Below are 14,875 nucleotides of genomic sequence, written 5' to 3'. Positions count from 1 at the left end.
TTTTTTGGGCCTTTTCCGTTCAAAACCAGATATTTCCGGATGCGGAACGTATTTCGCGGCCGTGGGTTCTCCTCCTCAGCCGCTGGATGGCGAGACTGTCCGGCTCGAGTTTTTCCTAGGAGACGACCATGACCAAGAAGATCCTTGCCGCTCTGCTGCTTACCGGTTCGCTGATGGTGGCTGCATGCAACACCGTCGAAGGCGCTGGCAAAGACGTGCAGAGCGCTGGCGCGGCCGTGGAAGACGCGGCGAAGTAAGCAGCGTAAACAGGCTCCCACCCTTGCGGCCCGCCCTAATGGCGGGCCTTTTTTTTAGCTGGTGGAAGCGTCGGCTCCGTCCGCGGCTGCGACGGCAGCTTCCCGGGCCTGCTTGCGATCGGTGAACCAGATCGCGACGATCGTGATTTCGTAAAGCAGCAATAGGGGAATGGCGAGCATCAGCTGCGACACGACGTCGGGCGGCGTCAGTACGGCGGCGAGAATGAAGGCGCCGACGATCATGTAGCGGCGCAGGCCAATCAACTGGGCGCGGGTGACGAAACCGGCGCGATTGAGCAGCATCAGCAGGACGGGCATCAGGAAGCTAATTCCGAATGCAAGGATGAACTGCATAACTAACGTAAGGTAGGCATCGGCGCTGGGGAGCGCCTCTACCTGGAGACCGCTGCTTTTTCCTTGGAATCCAAGGAAAAAATGGAACGCGGTCGGCATCACGATATAATAAGCGAGGCTGGCGCCCATCAGGAACAGGACCGGGGTCATCACCAGGAATGGCAGTAAAGCCTTCTTTTCCTTGGCATAAAGGCCCGGAGCAATGAAGGCCCAGAGCTGGTTCGCTATGATCGGGAAGGAAATGCAGAAAGCCCCGAAGATCGCCACCTTCACCTGCACGAAAAAGGCCTCGTACAGCTTGGTGTAGACCAGCCGCCCGCCCGCGTCGCCAAAGGCTTCCTTCAAAGGATGCACCAGAAAGGCGAAGAGCTTGTCGGAAAAATAGAAGCAGACCGCGCCGGTGATGAACAACGCCCATACGCATTTCAGAAGGCGCCCGCGTAGTTCGATCAGATGGTCGAGCAGCGGCGCCTTGGAATCGTCGATATCCTTCATGCCTGCGCGTCGCCCTTACCGGCCGGAGCGGACTGCGCCGCGATATAGGGTGGACCGTCGGCGGCAGGGGCCGGAGCGACAGGTGCCGATTGCGCCACGAAGGGCGGCGGAGGCGTCGTCGCGGCAGGCGCGGGATCGTTCGAAGAGGCCGGCAATGGCTCCATCACGGGAGTGGCGGACGCGTCGGCAGGATGTTCCTGCATGATGCGCCGGTTCTGATCGGCCCACTTCTTTTCCAGTTCTTCCACCTCGACTTCCCGCACCATGGCATCGATGCCGGTACGGAAATGGCGCGCCATTCCGCGCGCCTTGCCGACGATCTGCCCCACCTTGTACAAGGCGCGCGGCAAATCCTTTGGACCGATCACGACCACCGCGACGATCACGATCAGCAGAAGTTCGGTCGAACCGATATCGAACATGCGCGCCTACCGCTTGGGCGTGAAATGAAAATCAGGCCTTGGTCTTTTCTTCGGACGTGGCGGTCGGTGCGTCCTGTTCAGGAACACGATGTCCTTCGATCCGCGTAGCGGGCTTGGCGGGCGCGATGTCGTCGTCATCGTCGGCCATACCCTTCTTGAAGCTCTTGATGCCCTTGGCAACGTCGCCCATCAGCCCAGAAATACGGCCGCCGCCAAACAACAGCATGACCACCAGGAGAACGATGACCCAGTGCATCAACGAAAAGGAACCCATTTTAACTTTCTCCTGACAGTAAGCCCTTTCTAGGCTTCTTCCTCATCATTTTCCAGAACGGATTGAGCCCCCAGGCCCTCCAGCGCGAGATCGACGGGATCGAGCAATCCGGCAGCGCGCAGATCATCCATGCCCGGCAGATCCCGGCGGCTGCTAAGCCCGAAATGTGACAGAAATTCGTGCGTGGTGGCGTAAATCAGTGGACGGCCCGGCACTTCCCGCCTGCCCGCTGGCCGGACCCAGCCTGCTTCCATCAGCACGTCCAACGTTCCCTTCGCCACCTGCACGCCCCGAATGGCCTCGACCTCCGCGCGGCTGACAGGTTCATGATAGGCGATGATGGCCAGCGTCTCCATCGCGGCGCGGGACAGTTTGCGAGTCTCATCCTTTTCCCGCCGCAGGATATGGGCAAGGTCCGCCGCCGTTTGAAAATGCCAGCGCCCGCCGCGTTCGACCAGATTGATGCCGCGCCCGGCATAATGATCCGACAGCGCGGCAAGCACGGCGGCGATGTCCCCGGCATCCCCCACATGTTGCCGCAATTCGACGGTGGTCAACGGATGTTCAGCAACGAACAGGGCGGCCTCCACCGCGCGCATGAAATCGTCCGGTTCCTGCATTACAACAAACGTCCCCCACTTTGTTCCGGTAGCGCGGCGCGCAGGTAAATGGGCTCGAAAATACCGTCCTGCTGGATTTCCAGCCGCCCCTGCCGCGCCAGTTCCAGCGCCGCGACAAAGCTGCTGGCGAGCGCCGAACGCGCCATTGGCCCGTCCTGACCATCGGGCAGGAAGGATTCCAGCACGGTCCAGTCGATCGCCGACCCGACCAGCGCGCCGACACGCTGGATGGCTTCGTCGAGTGTCATTACCGGCCGGGCGACGACCATGTGAACGACGGGCTGCGTCCGCGCGCGCACTTGCCCATAGCATTGCAGAAGATCGTAGAGGCTGGCGGCCCATTTCGCCTTGCGCACCAGGCGTAGTCCCTCCGGACGGGGGCGAACGAAAACGTCCCGGCCAACGCGGTCGCGCGCCATCAGGCGGGCACCGGCTTCCCGCATGGCCTGCAACCGCTGGAGCCGCAATTGCAGGCGCAGCGCCAGTTCGTCGGGGTTGGGATCAGGCTGGGCTTGCTTGGGCAACAGAAGCGAGGATTTGAGGTAGGCGAGCCACGCCGCCATCACCAGATAATCGGCCGCCAGCTCCAGCTTCAGCTTCCGCGCGCCCTCAATATGGGCCAGATATTGTTCGACAAGCGCGAGGATGGAGATTTCCCGCAGGTCGACCTTCTGAGACCGAGCCAGCGCGAGGAGAAGATCGAGCGGTCCTTCCCAGCTTTCGAAGCTGACGTTCAGCATGTCTTCGCGGGGCTGCGGCGGAGGGATGAAGAGGTCTTCCATGGTTCAGGCGGCTCTCTGGCGCGTGGGCTGCGCGAAGAGTGATTTTTCACGCCGAGGCGCGGAAAGATGGCGGATGGCGCTCGCCCTCATGCAGCCACTACGGAGAGCAGGCTGTCGCGGGTGGCAAGCAGCTGTTCGAGGGGCGGGCTGTCCTGATCGAGTTGCGCCGACGTCATGGCGCGGTCCAGCCGAGCCTTCGACTGCGTGCTGATATCGGGAAGACTATTGGCGATGCCGATCATGTCTTCCATCCGCGCCCAGCAGTTGAGCGCGAGGTCACAGCCGGCCGCGACGACGCCCGCCGCCAATTCGGGAATGCTGCCGTTCAGCGCCTTCATGTCGAGGTCGTCCGACATGAGAAGGCCGTTAAAGCCGATCCGCTGACGGATGATCGTTTCGATCACCGAGGCGGAGAGGCTGGCGGGCAGGTCCGGGTCCCAACTGGTATAGATGACATGGGCGGTCATGCCGATCGGTGCGGCCTTCAATGTCTGGAAGGGCGCGAGGTCGATGGCGAGTTCTTCCTCGCTCGCGGTCACGATCGGCAATTCATGATGGCTGTCCACCATCGCGCGGCCATGGCCCGGCATATGTTTGATGATGCCGACGACCCCGCCCCTCGCCAATCCTTCGAGAGTGGCGCGGCCAAGCGCGGCGACCCGCATCGGCTCGGCGCCCAAGGTGCGGTCGCCCATGATGTCGCTGGCCCCGTCCTGCCGCACATCGAGCAGGGGGAGCGCATCGATATTTATGCCCACTTCGGCCAGTGTCACCGCAATGGCATGGGCATTGGCGCGGGCGGCGGCGATCGCGCTGGACGGGGCGATGTCATAGAGGCGATCGAATACGGCGCCGGGCGGGAAGCTCGGCCAGACGGGCGCCTGCATGCGGGCGACGCGGCCGCCTTCCTGATCGATCATGATTAGCAGATCGTCGCGGCCGTGGAGGGCGCGCAGGTCGTCCGTCAGCGCGCGTAATTGGGCGCGGTCGGCGATATTGCGGCGGAAGAGGATATAGCCCGCAGGCTGGGCGTCGGCGAAGAAGGCGCGTTCGTCAGGGGTGAGCGTCTCGCCGGAGAGGCCGTAGATTACCGGTTTCATGAGGGCGGATGGTAGCGGCGAAGGAGCGTCGTGTCGAAGGGGTTGTTGGGGCGGGGTTAAGGAGCGACATGTTCCCTCTCCCCTTCAGGGGTCGATGAGAGGCACGTGACTCTCATCGAGGTTAGGGAGAGGGGAAGGCGCTGCGCTATCATGGACAGGACGGCCTCGATGTTCTGCATAACGTCTGTGTTGGTGAAGCGGATGACATTCCAGCCTTGCTCGCTTAGATAGGCAGTGCGATCTGCGTGTACTCAGTAGTTGAACCGTGCGTATCGCCGTCAATCTCGATGATCAGCATCGCCACCCGACAGGTGAAATCGGCGATGAACGGGCCGATCACACTTTGGCGGCGGAACTTGACACCAGCGAAGCGCTTCGCGCGCAGGTGATACCAGAGGCGCGCTTCTGCGGGCGTTAAGCTGGATCGCAGTTGCTTTGCAAAACCTAGCGATTTTCGATCGCGCACCGGCGTTCCCCTCTCCCGCCTTCGCTACGCTCGGCACCCTCTCCCCTGAAGGGGAGAGGGAAGTTCGCGTCAGTTCACAACTATGCAACTCTCACCAGCGACCTTGAGCTTGCCGCAGAGCGTATTCGCCTGAGCGCCCGCCGTCGCGCGCAGGCGGTAGAGGGTGCTGCCGCCGACTTCCGTAGGCTCGACCGACATGGTGAGCGGGGCGAGATAGGCGAAGCGTTTGGAGAGGCGGGTCCAGGCATCGCGCGCACCCGACTGGCTGCCATAGGCGCCAAGCTGGATCACCGCCCCCCCCTTATGCACGGGCTGGGCAGCGGCGGGGCGGACGTTAGTTTCGTCGGCGACGCGCGCGGTCACGCTCTGCGACGGTTTGCCGGGCACGGCCTGACGCGTCTTTGCGGGAGCCGTGGCGGTAACCGGCGCTTCGGGCACACGGCTGGGATCGATGCGGCCGTCGCGCACGACGCCTTCGCTGGCGGCGAAGCTGGCATCGCCCTCGCCCTCGAACTTCTTGGCATCGGCCTCGCGGGCGGGGACTTTATAGTCGCCAGCGGGCGCGGCGATCAGCTTGCCTTCGCCGCCGCCGGTCGAGCGGTTCTTCAGCAGCCAGACGCCAGCGACCACACCGCCGAGCAGGACGAGCGCAACCAGGATGAAGCCGAGCAGGCGGACGGGGGACAGGCCCTCATCCTCCTCATCCTCGATACCAGGCTCCAGCCAGGGCAGACGCTCGTCGTCGTCCAGATCGAGCCGCCCCCTCGCAAAGTCGCCCATTTATCCGTGCCTCCGCCTGGCTATTGCATTTCCGTCAACGCAGCCACGCCCATCAGGGCAAGGCCATTACGGATGATTTGCCCGATTCCACGGCTTAAGAAAAGGCGCGCAGAAGTTACGTCCGGATCGTCCATCAGGATGACGCGGGCGCGCGGATTATCGTTCCCCAAATTCCACCAGCTGTGGAATTCAGAAGCCAAGTCGTTGAGATAAAAAGCGATTCTATGCGGTTCGCGAGCCGATGCAGCCCCTTCGACCACCCGTGGGAACTGCGCCGCTAACTTAACAAGGTTAAGTTCTTCAGTCCCAAGGCGGGACAGGTCGGGCGCGGGAAGTGCGATTTGTGCCTCTTCGGCGCGGCGACCGAGCGAGGAAATGCGGGCGTGGGCATATTGGACGTAGAAGACAGGATTGTCCTTCGACGCCTCCACCACCTTGGCGAAGTCGAAGTCCATCTGGGCATCGGCCTTGCGCGTCAGCATGGTGAAGCGGACGACGTCCTTGCCCACTTCGCGCACGACATCGGCCAGCGTCACGAAATTGCCCGCGCGCTTGGACATTTTCACCGGCTCGCCTTCGCGCAGCAGGCGGACCATCTGGATGAGCTTGACGTCGAAGCGCGCCTTGCCCTCGGTCAGCGCGGCGACGGCGGCCTGGATGCGCTTCACCGTGCCCGCATGGTCGGCGCCCCAAATGTCGATCAGCTGGTCGGCGGTCTGCGCCTTCTGGAAATGGTACGCCATGTCGGCACCGAAATAGGTCCAGGCGCCGTTCGACTTCTTGATCGGGCGGTCCTGATCGTCGCCGAATTTGGTGGAGCGGAACAGCGGGAGCTCGACCGGCTCCCAATCCTCAGGCGTCTCGCCCTTGGGCGCTTCGAGGACGCCGTCATAGACGAGGTCATGATCGCGCAGCCATTTCTCGGCGGCTTCGGGCTTTCCGGCGGCCTGCAGTTCGGCTTCGGACGCGAAGATGTCGTGGTGGATGCCGAGCAGGGCGAGGTCGCTGCGGATCATCTCCATCATCGCGGCGACGGCCTTGGTGCGGAAGGCGACGAGCCATTCGCTCTCGGGTGTGCTTACAAATTTGTCGCCATATTCGGCGGCGAGCGCCTGGCCGACCGGGACGAGATAATCGCCGGGATAGAGGCCTTCCGGGATCGCGCCCACATCTTCGCCCAGCGCTTCGCGATAGCGGACATGGGCCGAGCGGGCGAGCACATCGACCTGGCCGCCTGCGTCGTTGATATAATATTCGCGGATGACCTTGTGCCCGGCATATTCGAGCAAGGTCGCGAGCGCATCGCCGACGACCGCGCCCCGGCAATGGCCCATATGCATGGGGCCGGTGGGGTTGGCGGAAACATATTCGACGTTGACGGTGACGCCCTTGCCCGTGTCGGATCGGCCGTATTCCGCAGCCTCGGCATGAATCGCCGTCAGTTCGGCGCGCCAGGTGGCGTCGGTCAGCGTCAGGTTGATGAAGCCGGGGCCAGCGATGGTGGCGCTTTCCACCTCGTCCAGCTTTTCAAGGCCAGCGACGATCTTTTCCGCCAGTGCGCGCGGGTTGGTGCCTGCGGGCTTGGCGAGGACCATGGCCGCGTTGGTGGCGAGGTCCCCATGGCTGGGATCGCGGGGCGGCTCGACCGTGACCGGCTTGCGATTGAGGCCAGCGGGCAAGGTGCCATCCGCCTCCAGCGCGTCCAGCACGGCATTCAGATGGGCAGTGAAACGAATGTAGAGAGACAAGGGTGTTTCCTCGAAAAGCACAAGACCCGTCCGGGCTGGGCTAAAATCGAAGCCTCATCCTTCCCTGCAAGAAGTAGAGCCCTTCGACAAGCTCAGGGCGAACGGAAGATTGGGTTCGCTCTTAACGTGTCGCGTTATATCGAAGCTGGTCCTGGGTCAGGTTGAAACCCACGAGCAGCTCGAAACTGGTTCGTTGCAGCGCCGCCTTGACGTCGGGCTGGGCGAAGGGATCGATGGCCGCGTCGGCATCGCCCGCCTTGCGCTTCTGCGTGATCTTCGCCTGAATGTCGGCGGGCAGCGTCGCTGCGGCCTTATCGACATAGGAGCCTGCCTTCGCGGTCGCGGTGGCGCGATACTGACCAGCGGGGAAGTCCAGCACGACCTGACCGACGCGCTTGGCGACGACGGCGTTGCCGCCACGCACCACGGCGGAGAAGAAGGGCAGCGTCACCTGCCGCGCGGCGGTGGCGTCGGAACGGCGGGCGTTCACGGTGAAGCTCGCCTCGCTGTAGAATTGCGCGCCTTCCGAGCAGGTGGCGCGCAGGTCGGTGATGTTCGCCACCACGTCGATCGCGCGGGCGTCGGTGCTGCCAGCAGGATTGAACAGCGTCACGTCACCCGTATAGGCGGGGATCGCGGCGGTCGGGCAGGCCGATCGGACGGCGACGACGCCACCCGTGGCATCGATTTCTCCCCGGCGCGAGCAGCCCGCAAGGGCAAGGGCGAGCATTCCGGTCAGCGCAAGTCGAGAAAAGGTCACGAGGCAATCCCTTGGGAACAGGCTGGGGCTTCTTATCCGCACCCCGCCGCTCACGCAACCGAAAGGAACGCGCCTCCCCTCACCCCTTCCTTCCGGCGCGACATTGGCCTAAGCGGCAGCCATGACCGCCCGTCTTCCCTTAAAGCTATTGATCGCCGCCCCTCGCGGCTTTTGCGCTGGCGTGGACCGCGCCATCATCATCGTCGAAAAGGCGATCGAGAAATATGGCGCGCCCGTCTATGTCCGGCATGAGATCGTCCATAATAAATATGTCGTGGACAATCTGCGGGCACAGGGCGCGATTTTCGTCGAGGAACTGGATCAAGTGCCCGACGGCGTACCCGTGGTTTTTTCCGCCCACGGCGTGCCCAAGGCGGTGCCTGCAAAGGCGGAAGAACGCGGCCTTGACTATCTGGACGCCACCTGCCCATTGGTCAGCAAGGTGCACCGGCAGGCAGAGCGGCAGGTCGAGGCAGGGCGCCATATCCTGTTCATTGGTCACAAGGGACATCCCGAGGTCGTCGGCACCTTCGGGCAGGTCGATGCAGGCAACATGACATTGATCGAAACGGTCGAGGATGCGGAGAGTTTCATCCCCGAAAATCCCGACAATCTTGCTTTCCTGACCCAGACCACCCTGTCGGTGGACGACACGGCCGCGATTGTCGAAGCGCTTCAGCGCCGATTCCCGTCGATCCACGCGCCCAAGGGCGAGGACATCTGCTACGCGACGTCGAACCGACAGGCGGCGGTGAAGGCGATCGCCGCCGCCTGCGACGCGGTCTATGTGATCGGCGCGCCCAACAGCTCCAACTCGCTGCGTCTGGTCGAGGTCGCCGAACGCGAGGGCACGCCAGCCCGGCTGATCCAGCGCGCGGACGACATCGATTTTGCGTGGCTGGAGAATGTAGCGACCCTCGGCCTGACCGCAGGCGCCTCAGCCCCCGAGATACTGGTACGCGAAGTCGTGGACCGGCTCGCCGCCCGATTCGACGTGACGGAGGAGCAGGTGGAGACGGCGCGCGAAACCATCTCGTTCAAGCTTCCCCGCGAATTGGGAGCGGCGTAAGGCTATGGCGGTCTACACCCATGTCCCGGCCGAGGAAATCGACGCCTTCCTGACCCGCTATGACGCGGGGCGGCTGGTCTCCGCCAAGGGGATCGCCGAGGGGGTGGAAAACAGCAACTATCTGCTGGAGACTACCGGCGCTGATGGCAATGGCCACCGCTATATCCTGACCCTGTATGAGAAGCGGGTGGATGAATCGGATCTGCCCTTCTTCATGGACCTGCTAGATCATCTGGGCGCGCGCGGCTGTCTGGTGCCGCGCTTCATCGCTGACCGGGAGGGCAAGCGCCTGCAACAACTGGGCGGAAGGCCCGCCTGCCTGATCGAGTTCCTGACCGGCATATCCGTCACCGAGCCTACCGCCGGACAGGCGAAAGCCGCAGGCGCGGCGCTGGGCCAGTTGCATCGCGCGGCGGAAGGCTTTGCGGGCGAACGCCGCAACGCGCTCGACATCGCTGGCTGGCACGATCTAGCGGCAAAGTGCGGCGATCATTTCGATGATATCGCGCCCGGCCTTGGCCAGCGGGTTGCGGATGAGCTTGCTTATCTCGACGTGCACTGGCCCGCCGAGCTGCCACGCGCCGTCATTCATGCGGACCTTTTCCCCGACAATGTGCTGATGCTGGGGGATGAGGTGACGGGCCTGATCGACTTTTATTTCAGCTGCACCGATATTCGCGCCTATGATCTGGCCGTCACGCACAGCGCATGGGTGTTCAGCAATGATGGCGCGCACTTCTTTGCCGATCGGTCGGCCGCAATGCTGGCTGGCTATCAGGCGGCGCATGGGCTTTCGGATGCCGAGCAGGCCGCCTTCCCGATCCTGTGCCGGGGTGCGGCGCTCCGCTTCCTGCTTACGAGAGCCTATGACTGGATCAACACGCCCGCCGACGCGCTGGTGACGCGCAAGGACCCGCTGGCCTATCTGCGGCGGCTGGATTTCTATGCGCAGACCGCCCCGGCCGAGTTGCTGCGAGCGTGAGCGCACTGTCGCAGGTCGAAATCTTCACCGACGGCGCGTGCAAGGGCAATCCCGGCCCTGGCGGCTGGGGCGCGGTGATGCGCTCTGGGACCACGGAAAAGGAAATCTCCGGCGGAGAGGCACAGACCACCAATAACCGCATGGAAATGACGGCCGCCATCGAAGCGCTGAATGCGCTCAAGCGGCCCTGCCAAGTGACGCTCTACACCGACAGCAAATATGTGATGGACGGCATCACCAAATGGGTGTTCGGCTGGCAGAAGAACGGTTGGAAGACCGCCGATCGCAAGCCGGTCAAGAATGCCGAGCTATGGCAGGCGCTGCTGGCAGCAGCCGCGCCGCACAAGGTCAGTTGGCAGTGGGTGAAGGGCCATGCCGGTCACCCTGAAAATGAGCGCGCCGATCAACTCGCCTGCGCCGCCGCCGAACTCTTCCGCATCTGAACGGGGGAGCGAAACGCCGCTCCCCTGACAGGGCTCAGGGATATTTTGCTGTCCAGTCCGCAGGGTAAGGCGGTTGCCAGCGCGTACCGGCGACCCATGTCGTCCCACGCGGCGCAAAGCCCTCTTCGACCGTGCCGACCCGTCCCATCGCGTCCTTCACCGCGGCATCCCGACAACTGGGCACGACGGCTGACGAGGAACCCGATTCGCCCAGCTTGTCGCACAGATAGCGGGCGGTCAGCGCGACACGGTGGCGCAGTTCGTCCTTCCCGGCCTTTGTGCTGAGGTCGAGATCGGCATAACTGACATTCTGTGAAAGGGATTGGGCGTCGCTATAGCGACCCGTCACGATAATTTCCTCTATTGGCTGAGCAAAGCTGGTGCTGCTACTTGCCATAAACAGTCCTGACAGGATCAGGACCGACCCTGATAATATCGACTTTCTCATCACGGCATTCTCCTACTCCTAGAGCATGAGCCGATCAGAATGAATTGGATCATGCTCTAATTGTCTTTTGTTTTCCGCATTTTCTTACCCAGCAGATGATACCATCCGCTTCGAAAATGCTTTAGGATCGGCCGCATCTTTATTGTATCCCATCTATATGGGCGCGGCCATTGACCCAACGTGATGGCCGCCTCTTCGTTCCGAATAGCCGTACCCCGGCCTTAGTTTACTTGAAACGGGCGGGAGAATAAGCGGCGGGATCGATCCCGCTCACCGCTTCGGACATCGATCCGCCGGTCACCAGCGCCGATCCCAGCAACGCTGCTGCGGGTGCGGTCTGGATGCCGAAACCGCCCTGCCCCGCGAACCAGAAGAAACCCGCTGCGTCGGCGTCAAAGCCATAGACGGGCGCGCGATCCGGCGCGAAGCTGCGCAGCCCTGCCCATTTGCGTTCGACCGCCTCGACCGGCCAGTCCACGACATCTTCGAAACGGGCGATCGCCTGCGCCACCGCGAGTTCTTCGGGCGCGGCGTCACAGGGCGGCGAAGGTTCTTCATCATGCGGGGTCAGCCAGATGCGCCCCTCCCCCTCCGGCTTGAAATAGAAGCTGGAGCCAAGGTCCATGACCAGTGGCAGGTCGGGTGACGGCATCGCGGGCACGCGCAGTTGCACGACGGTGCGGCGAAGCGGGGCTATGCCGATGGGCGCGACGCCGCTGCGCCGTGCGACATCATCGGCCCATGCGCCAGCGGCGTTCACGATGATGCCGCAATCGATGACGCCGCCGTTCGTCTGAATGCGCCAGCCGCCCGGCGTTGGGGTCGCCTGATCGAAAGCAGTGCCCAGCCGCAATTTGCCGCCCTTCGCGTGAAAGCGCCGTAGATACGCCTGGTGCAGCGCGGCGACGTCGATGTCGCACACGCCCGGTTCCAGCAGGCCGATCGTCCAATGGGGTCGTAGCCCCGTTACCAGCGCGGCGGGATCAACAGGGCGCAGGTCGACGCAGCCCGAAAATTCCCGCATCAACTGGTCGCGCTCTGCCCTATCGGACTCCCGCCCGACGAACAGCGTCTGCCGGGGCGTTAGGAAGGATCGGCTTGCGAAGGCCGGATCGGGCGAGTGCAACAGCGGCCCGGAAGCCGTGGTGAGCGGCTGCACCTGCCGCCCGCCATAGGTTTCCTCCCAGAAAGCGACGGAGCGGCCGGTGGCGTGATAACCGGCGCTTTCCTCCTGTTCCAGGATCAGCACGGATGCCTGACCCGCCAGTTCCGCGCCCAGGCTGGCGCCTGCTATGCCGCCGCCGACGATCACGATGTCGAAACGGTTCATGTTGGCGCGTTCTCATCCAGAAAGGCATCGATCCGCCGCAGGGCATCCAGCCGTACCGGGTCGATTTCGCGCAAGATCTCATGCGCAGCCTCTGGCCCATAGATATGCAGGCGCGCGCCCGGAATGCGCGCGGCGATGCGGCGGATGGCGGGCGTGGACACCAGCCGGTCGGCACTGGTGGCAAGGATCAGCAACGGCACGGCGATGCGCTCCAGCTTCCCGCCCTTCTCCAGCGCGAAGGTCGATTGCAGCGCCTCCACCACCCAGCGCCAACTGGGCGCGCCAAGCGCCACGTCCCGGCTATGATCGCGCCACCAGAGTTCATCGGCATAGCGTTCGGGATCATGCGTCAGCCGCTTCTGCCGCATTGCCCGCTGCCGCTGCGAATCTTCCTTCTGGGTCCAGGCCTGCCGGTGGGACAAGCCGAGCGCGCACATGGTCCGGGCGATCAGCACCGCCAGCCAGCGTGGCAGCGGGGCGGTATGGACGCCCATCATTGGCGCGACGGCGACCGCAGCGTCGGGCGGGGCCATGCCCTCGGCCAGCGCGCGCAGCAGCAGATGCCCGCCCATGCTGTGCGCTACGATCACGCATGGCCCTGTCCCCTGCGCCCGCCAATCGGCGACGAAAGCCTCCAGGTCCGCAACCCATAGCGCGAAATCGTCGATATGGCCGCAGAGCGGGTCGCTGCTCAGCCTGCCCGAGCCGCCCTGCCCGCGCCAGTCGAAGGCGGTGACCGCCCAGCCCCGGTCCGCCCAGTGGTGGATGACTTCGAGATATTTCTCGATCATGTCGCCGCGCCCGCCGAGCATCAGCAATCGACCGCGCTGTCCCTCGCCCAGCCGATAGCGGCGCAACGGCCAGCCATCGGGCGCGGTCCAGTAATCGAGCCGCCCATCCATCGGCCATGCGCGACGGTCAAAGGCCGGGGGAACAGACACGGGCGAATCCATGGGGCGCATGGTTACGGTTTGGTAAGCCATTCGGTCTAGGGTTTAGATTCATGACGGGGGAATATTTCACGACGGCGCTGCTGTGCGCCCTTGGCGTGCTGCTGGTCATCGCATCGGTGACGGATTTGCGGTCCCGGATCATATCCAACCGGCTGAACCTGGTCATCGCTGGACTGGCCCCACTGTGGTGGATCGCCAATGGCATGCCGGTCTGGCCGGGCATGCTTTTGCAGGTCGCACTGGCACTGACCGTGTTCGCGCTGTTCGCCGCGCTCTTCGCCATGGGATGCATGGGCGGCGGAGACGTCAAGCTGCTGGGCGCGCTGGCGCTGTGGTTCCCGTGGGAAGCCGTGCTGTCGATGTTGATGGTCATGGCCATGGTCGGGGGCGTGGTGACGATCGTCACCGTGGTCCACCACCGGACGACCCGACGGCTGGGCCAGCCCCAGATTCCTTACGGTATCGCAATATCGGTCGCCGCCCTTTGGTTGATTGGCGAACGATATCTTAACCATTTTGCGTAAAATTCGGGGCTCGGGCGACACTTGCCTGACTGAGGGAGGCGAATTTCATCATGGACGGCAAGAAAATCGTGCTGCTGGCGGGGGCGCTTATCATAGCGGTCACAACAGCTCTTCTCGCGCGCAACATGCTGAGTTCGTCTAGCGCGCCCCAGGCTAGTGCTTCATCCATGCCGGTGGAAGCGGATCAGCCTCATGTGCTGGTCGCGACCAAGGCGCTCCCAGTGGGCACCATCCTCGACGCGGAAAGCTTCCGCTTCCAGCCATGGCCGAAAGATCTGGTCGAGCAGGCCTATTACATTCAGGGCCAGACCGATCCCGCCAAGCTGGCGGGCAGCGTCGTGCGCACCGCCATCTCGGCCGGTCAGCCGATGACCGTGGGTTCGGTGATCAAGCCGGGTGAGCGCGGTTTCCTTGCCGCAGCGCTCGGGCCGGGCATGCGTGCTGTCACCGTGCCGGTGTCGGCGCAGAATTCGGTCGCGGGCTTCGTCTTTCCGGGCGACCGCGTCGACCTGATGCTGACGCAGAGCGTGGCGGGCGGCGGCGACGGTGACCCGCTGAAGGTTTCCGAGACCATCTTGCGTAACCTCCGCGTGCTCGCCACCGATCAGCGCATGGACGCGCTGGGCGCGGACGGCAAGCCGGTCGTGCAGACCTATTCCAACGTCACCATCGAAGTGACGCCCAAGATCGCGGAAAAGATCGCGGTGGCGCAAACCATCGGTTCGCTGTCGCTGACACTCCGTTCGATCGCCGACAATGCATCGGACCTCGACGCCGCCATCGCTGGCGCCGACGTCGACCTGCCCGATAGCGCCAATCCGGACGCGGAAAAGAAGATCATCGCAAAGCTCGCCGCTCGCCCGGTCGACAAGGGCGGCACCTATTCCACCGGCGCCGACGTGTCTCGCTACCAGCGCAGCTCCGTCCCCGCCAAGCCAGTGCAGACCGCAGGCGTCGAAGTGCCCGCAGGGGGCGGCGCACCGGCCAGCGCGGGCGGCATCAGCGGACCTGTGATCCGCATCGCTCGCGGCACCAATGTGACCGTCGTTCCGGTCGGGGGGAAATAAG

Annotated in this window: 20 protein-coding genes; 6 read left to right on the top strand and 14 right to left on the bottom strand. The window is 63.7% G+C overall.

Annotation, left to right across the window (positions count from 1 at the left end; translation table 11 throughout):
• Positions 1–128: 128 nt before the first annotated feature.
• The gene (locus tag ACZ5ZH_RS01320) at positions 129–257 is read left to right on the top strand and encodes an entericidin A/B family lipoprotein (RefSeq protein ID WP_196225439.1); all 129 of its coding nucleotides are present in this window, start codon (positions 129–131) and stop codon (positions 255–257) included.
• Between the two features lie 54 nt (positions 258–311).
• Here the strand turns inward: ACZ5ZH_RS01320 and tatC are convergent, their stop codons facing one another.
• From tatC to ACZ5ZH_RS01265, 11 genes are all read right to left on the bottom strand, one after another.
• The gene (gene tatC, locus ACZ5ZH_RS01315; protein WP_449471326.1) at positions 312–1,106 is read right to left on the bottom strand and encodes a twin-arginine translocase subunit TatC; all 795 of its coding nucleotides are present in this window, start codon (positions 1,104–1,106) and stop codon (positions 312–314) included.
• Positions 1,103–1,528, bottom strand: coding sequence for a Sec-independent protein translocase protein TatB (tatB, locus tag ACZ5ZH_RS01310; RefSeq protein ID WP_464771928.1), 426 nt, complete (start codon positions 1,526–1,528; stop codon positions 1,103–1,105). The genes tatC and tatB overlap by 4 nt, the downstream gene beginning before the upstream one ends.
• Positions 1,529–1,559: 31 nt before the next feature.
• Entirely contained in the window at positions 1,560–1,802 is a 243-nt protein-coding gene (locus ACZ5ZH_RS01305; protein ID WP_196225436.1) for a twin-arginine translocase TatA/TatE family subunit, read from the bottom strand.
• Between the two features lie 29 nt (positions 1,803–1,831).
• Complete coding sequence (scpB, locus tag ACZ5ZH_RS01300; RefSeq protein ID WP_449471322.1) at positions 1,832–2,422, bottom strand: SMC-Scp complex subunit ScpB; 591 nt, start codon at positions 2,420–2,422, stop codon at positions 1,832–1,834.
• Entirely contained in the window at positions 2,422–3,204 is a 783-nt protein-coding gene (locus ACZ5ZH_RS01295) for a segregation and condensation protein A (RefSeq protein ID WP_464771927.1), read from the bottom strand. Before ACZ5ZH_RS01295 ends, scpB begins: the two co-directional genes overlap by 1 nt.
• Before the next feature lie 86 nt (positions 3,205–3,290).
• Positions 3,291–4,304 carry a beta-N-acetylhexosaminidase gene (gene nagZ, locus ACZ5ZH_RS01290; RefSeq protein ID WP_464771926.1) on the bottom strand — a complete coding sequence of 338 codons (1,014 nt, stop codon included), beginning with the start codon at positions 4,302–4,304 and terminating at the stop codon, positions 3,291–3,293.
• A 56-nt stretch (positions 4,305–4,360) separates the two neighbouring features.
• Positions 4,361–4,507 (bottom strand): hypothetical protein, encoded by a 147-nt coding sequence (locus ACZ5ZH_RS01285; protein ID WP_464772568.1) that lies wholly within the window; start codon positions 4,505–4,507, stop codon positions 4,361–4,363.
• Between the two features lie 20 nt (positions 4,508–4,527).
• Entirely contained in the window at positions 4,528–4,770 is a 243-nt protein-coding gene (locus ACZ5ZH_RS01280) for an endonuclease domain-containing protein (RefSeq protein ID WP_464771925.1), read from the bottom strand.
• Positions 4,771–4,839: 69 nt separating this feature from the next.
• Positions 4,840–5,550, bottom strand: coding sequence for an SPOR domain-containing protein (locus tag ACZ5ZH_RS01275; protein ID WP_464771924.1), 711 nt, complete (start codon positions 5,548–5,550; stop codon positions 4,840–4,842).
• Between the two features lie 20 nt (positions 5,551–5,570).
• A complete protein-coding gene (gene argS, locus ACZ5ZH_RS01270) occupies positions 5,571–7,298 on the bottom strand; it encodes an arginine--tRNA ligase (protein WP_464771923.1) in 1,728 nt (575 codons plus the stop codon).
• Positions 7,299–7,419: 121 nt separating this feature from the next.
• Positions 7,420–8,028 carry a hypothetical protein gene (locus tag ACZ5ZH_RS01265; RefSeq protein ID WP_464772567.1) on the bottom strand — a complete coding sequence of 203 codons (609 nt, stop codon included), beginning with the start codon at positions 8,026–8,028 and terminating at the stop codon, positions 7,420–7,422.
• 151 nt (positions 8,029–8,179) lie between these two features.
• On the opposite strand from ACZ5ZH_RS01265, the gene ispH reads away from it, so the two are divergent.
• Genes ispH through rnhA form a run of 3 tightly spaced genes read left to right on the top strand, consistent with a single transcriptional unit; the run spans position 8,180 to position 10,552 of the window.
• A complete protein-coding gene (gene ispH, locus ACZ5ZH_RS01260; RefSeq protein WP_464771922.1) occupies positions 8,180–9,127 on the top strand; it encodes a 4-hydroxy-3-methylbut-2-enyl diphosphate reductase in 948 nt (315 codons plus the stop codon).
• A 4-nt stretch (positions 9,128–9,131) separates the two neighbouring features.
• Entirely contained in the window at positions 9,132–10,109 is a 978-nt protein-coding gene (thrB, locus tag ACZ5ZH_RS01255) for a homoserine kinase (protein WP_464771921.1), read from the top strand.
• Complete coding sequence (gene rnhA, locus ACZ5ZH_RS01250; protein ID WP_464771920.1) at positions 10,106–10,552, top strand: ribonuclease HI; 447 nt, start codon at positions 10,106–10,108, stop codon at positions 10,550–10,552. Before thrB ends, rnhA begins: the two co-directional genes overlap by 4 nt.
• 34 nt (positions 10,553–10,586) lie before the next feature.
• On the opposite strand, the gene ACZ5ZH_RS01245 is transcribed toward rnhA, so the two are convergent.
• The 3 genes from ACZ5ZH_RS01245 to ACZ5ZH_RS01235 all read right to left on the bottom strand — a co-directional run bounded on the left by ACZ5ZH_RS01245 (position 10,587) and on the right by ACZ5ZH_RS01235 (position 13,292).
• Positions 10,587–10,949 (bottom strand): UrcA family protein, encoded by a 363-nt coding sequence (locus tag ACZ5ZH_RS01245; RefSeq protein WP_464771919.1) that lies wholly within the window; start codon positions 10,947–10,949, stop codon positions 10,587–10,589.
• Positions 10,950–11,226: 277 nt separating this feature from the next.
• Entirely contained in the window at positions 11,227–12,330 is a 1,104-nt protein-coding gene (locus ACZ5ZH_RS01240) for an NAD(P)/FAD-dependent oxidoreductase (protein ID WP_464771918.1), read from the bottom strand.
• The gene (locus ACZ5ZH_RS01235; protein ID WP_464771917.1) at positions 12,327–13,292 is read right to left on the bottom strand and encodes an alpha/beta hydrolase; all 966 of its coding nucleotides are present in this window, start codon (positions 13,290–13,292) and stop codon (positions 12,327–12,329) included. The genes ACZ5ZH_RS01240 and ACZ5ZH_RS01235 overlap by 4 nt, the downstream gene beginning before the upstream one ends.
• A 41-nt stretch (positions 13,293–13,333) precedes the next feature.
• Between ACZ5ZH_RS01235 and ACZ5ZH_RS01230 the strand changes: the two genes are divergently transcribed.
• Positions 13,334–13,807, top strand: coding sequence for an A24 family peptidase (locus ACZ5ZH_RS01230; protein WP_464771916.1), 474 nt, complete (start codon positions 13,334–13,336; stop codon positions 13,805–13,807).
• A gap of 50 nt (positions 13,808–13,857) precedes the next feature.
• Positions 13,858–14,874 carry a Flp pilus assembly protein CpaB gene (gene cpaB / locus ACZ5ZH_RS01225; protein WP_464771915.1) on the top strand — a complete coding sequence of 339 codons (1,017 nt, stop codon included), beginning with the start codon at positions 13,858–13,860 and terminating at the stop codon, positions 14,872–14,874.
• Position 14,875: the final 1 nt, after the last annotated feature.

The sequence above is a fragment of the Sphingobium sp. TomMM7A genome, assembly GCF_055397305.1.
The sequence above is the reverse complement of the archived record's forward strand: the minus strand, read 5'-3'. Positions and strand labels throughout refer to the sequence as shown.

Coding starts and splice junctions, on each gene's coding strand:
- ACZ5ZH_RS01320 (WP_196225439.1), top strand. CDS start 129: ATGACCAAGAAGATCCTTGCCGCTCTGCTGCTTACCGGTTCGCTGATG.
- tatC (WP_449471326.1), bottom strand. CDS start 1,106: ATGAAGGATATCGACGATTCCAAGGCGCCGCTGCTCGACCATCTGATC.
- tatB (WP_464771928.1), bottom strand. CDS start 1,528: ATGTTCGATATCGGTTCGACCGAACTTCTGCTGATCGTGATCGTCGCG.
- ACZ5ZH_RS01305 (WP_196225436.1), bottom strand. CDS start 1,802: ATGGGTTCCTTTTCGTTGATGCACTGGGTCATCGTTCTCCTGGTGGTC.
- scpB (WP_449471322.1), bottom strand. CDS start 2,422: ATGCAGGAACCGGACGATTTCATGCGCGCGGTGGAGGCCGCCCTGTTC.
- ACZ5ZH_RS01295 (WP_464771927.1), bottom strand. CDS start 3,204: ATGGAAGACCTCTTCATCCCTCCGCCGCAGCCCCGCGAAGACATGCTG.
- nagZ (WP_464771926.1), bottom strand. CDS start 4,304: ATGAAACCGGTAATCTACGGCCTCTCCGGCGAGACGCTCACCCCTGAC.
- ACZ5ZH_RS01275 (WP_464771924.1), bottom strand. CDS start 5,550: ATGGGCGACTTTGCGAGGGGGCGGCTCGATCTGGACGACGACGAGCGT.
- ACZ5ZH_RS01265 (WP_464772567.1), bottom strand. CDS start 8,028: ATGCTCGCCCTTGCCCTTGCGGGCTGCTCGCGCCGGGGAGAAATCGAT.
- ispH (WP_464771922.1), top strand. CDS start 8,180: ATGACCGCCCGTCTTCCCTTAAAGCTATTGATCGCCGCCCCTCGCGGC.
- thrB (WP_464771921.1), top strand. CDS start 9,132: ATGGCGGTCTACACCCATGTCCCGGCCGAGGAAATCGACGCCTTCCTG.
- ACZ5ZH_RS01245 (WP_464771919.1), bottom strand. CDS start 10,949: ATGGCAAGTAGCAGCACCAGCTTTGCTCAGCCAATAGAGGAAATTATC.
- ACZ5ZH_RS01240 (WP_464771918.1), bottom strand. CDS start 12,330: ATGAACCGTTTCGACATCGTGATCGTCGGCGGCGGCATAGCAGGCGCC.
- ACZ5ZH_RS01235 (WP_464771917.1), bottom strand. CDS start 13,292: ATGCGCCCCATGGATTCGCCCGTGTCTGTTCCCCCGGCCTTTGACCGT.
- ACZ5ZH_RS01230 (WP_464771916.1), top strand. CDS start 13,334: ATGACGGGGGAATATTTCACGACGGCGCTGCTGTGCGCCCTTGGCGTG.
- cpaB (WP_464771915.1), top strand. CDS start 13,858: ATGGACGGCAAGAAAATCGTGCTGCTGGCGGGGGCGCTTATCATAGCG.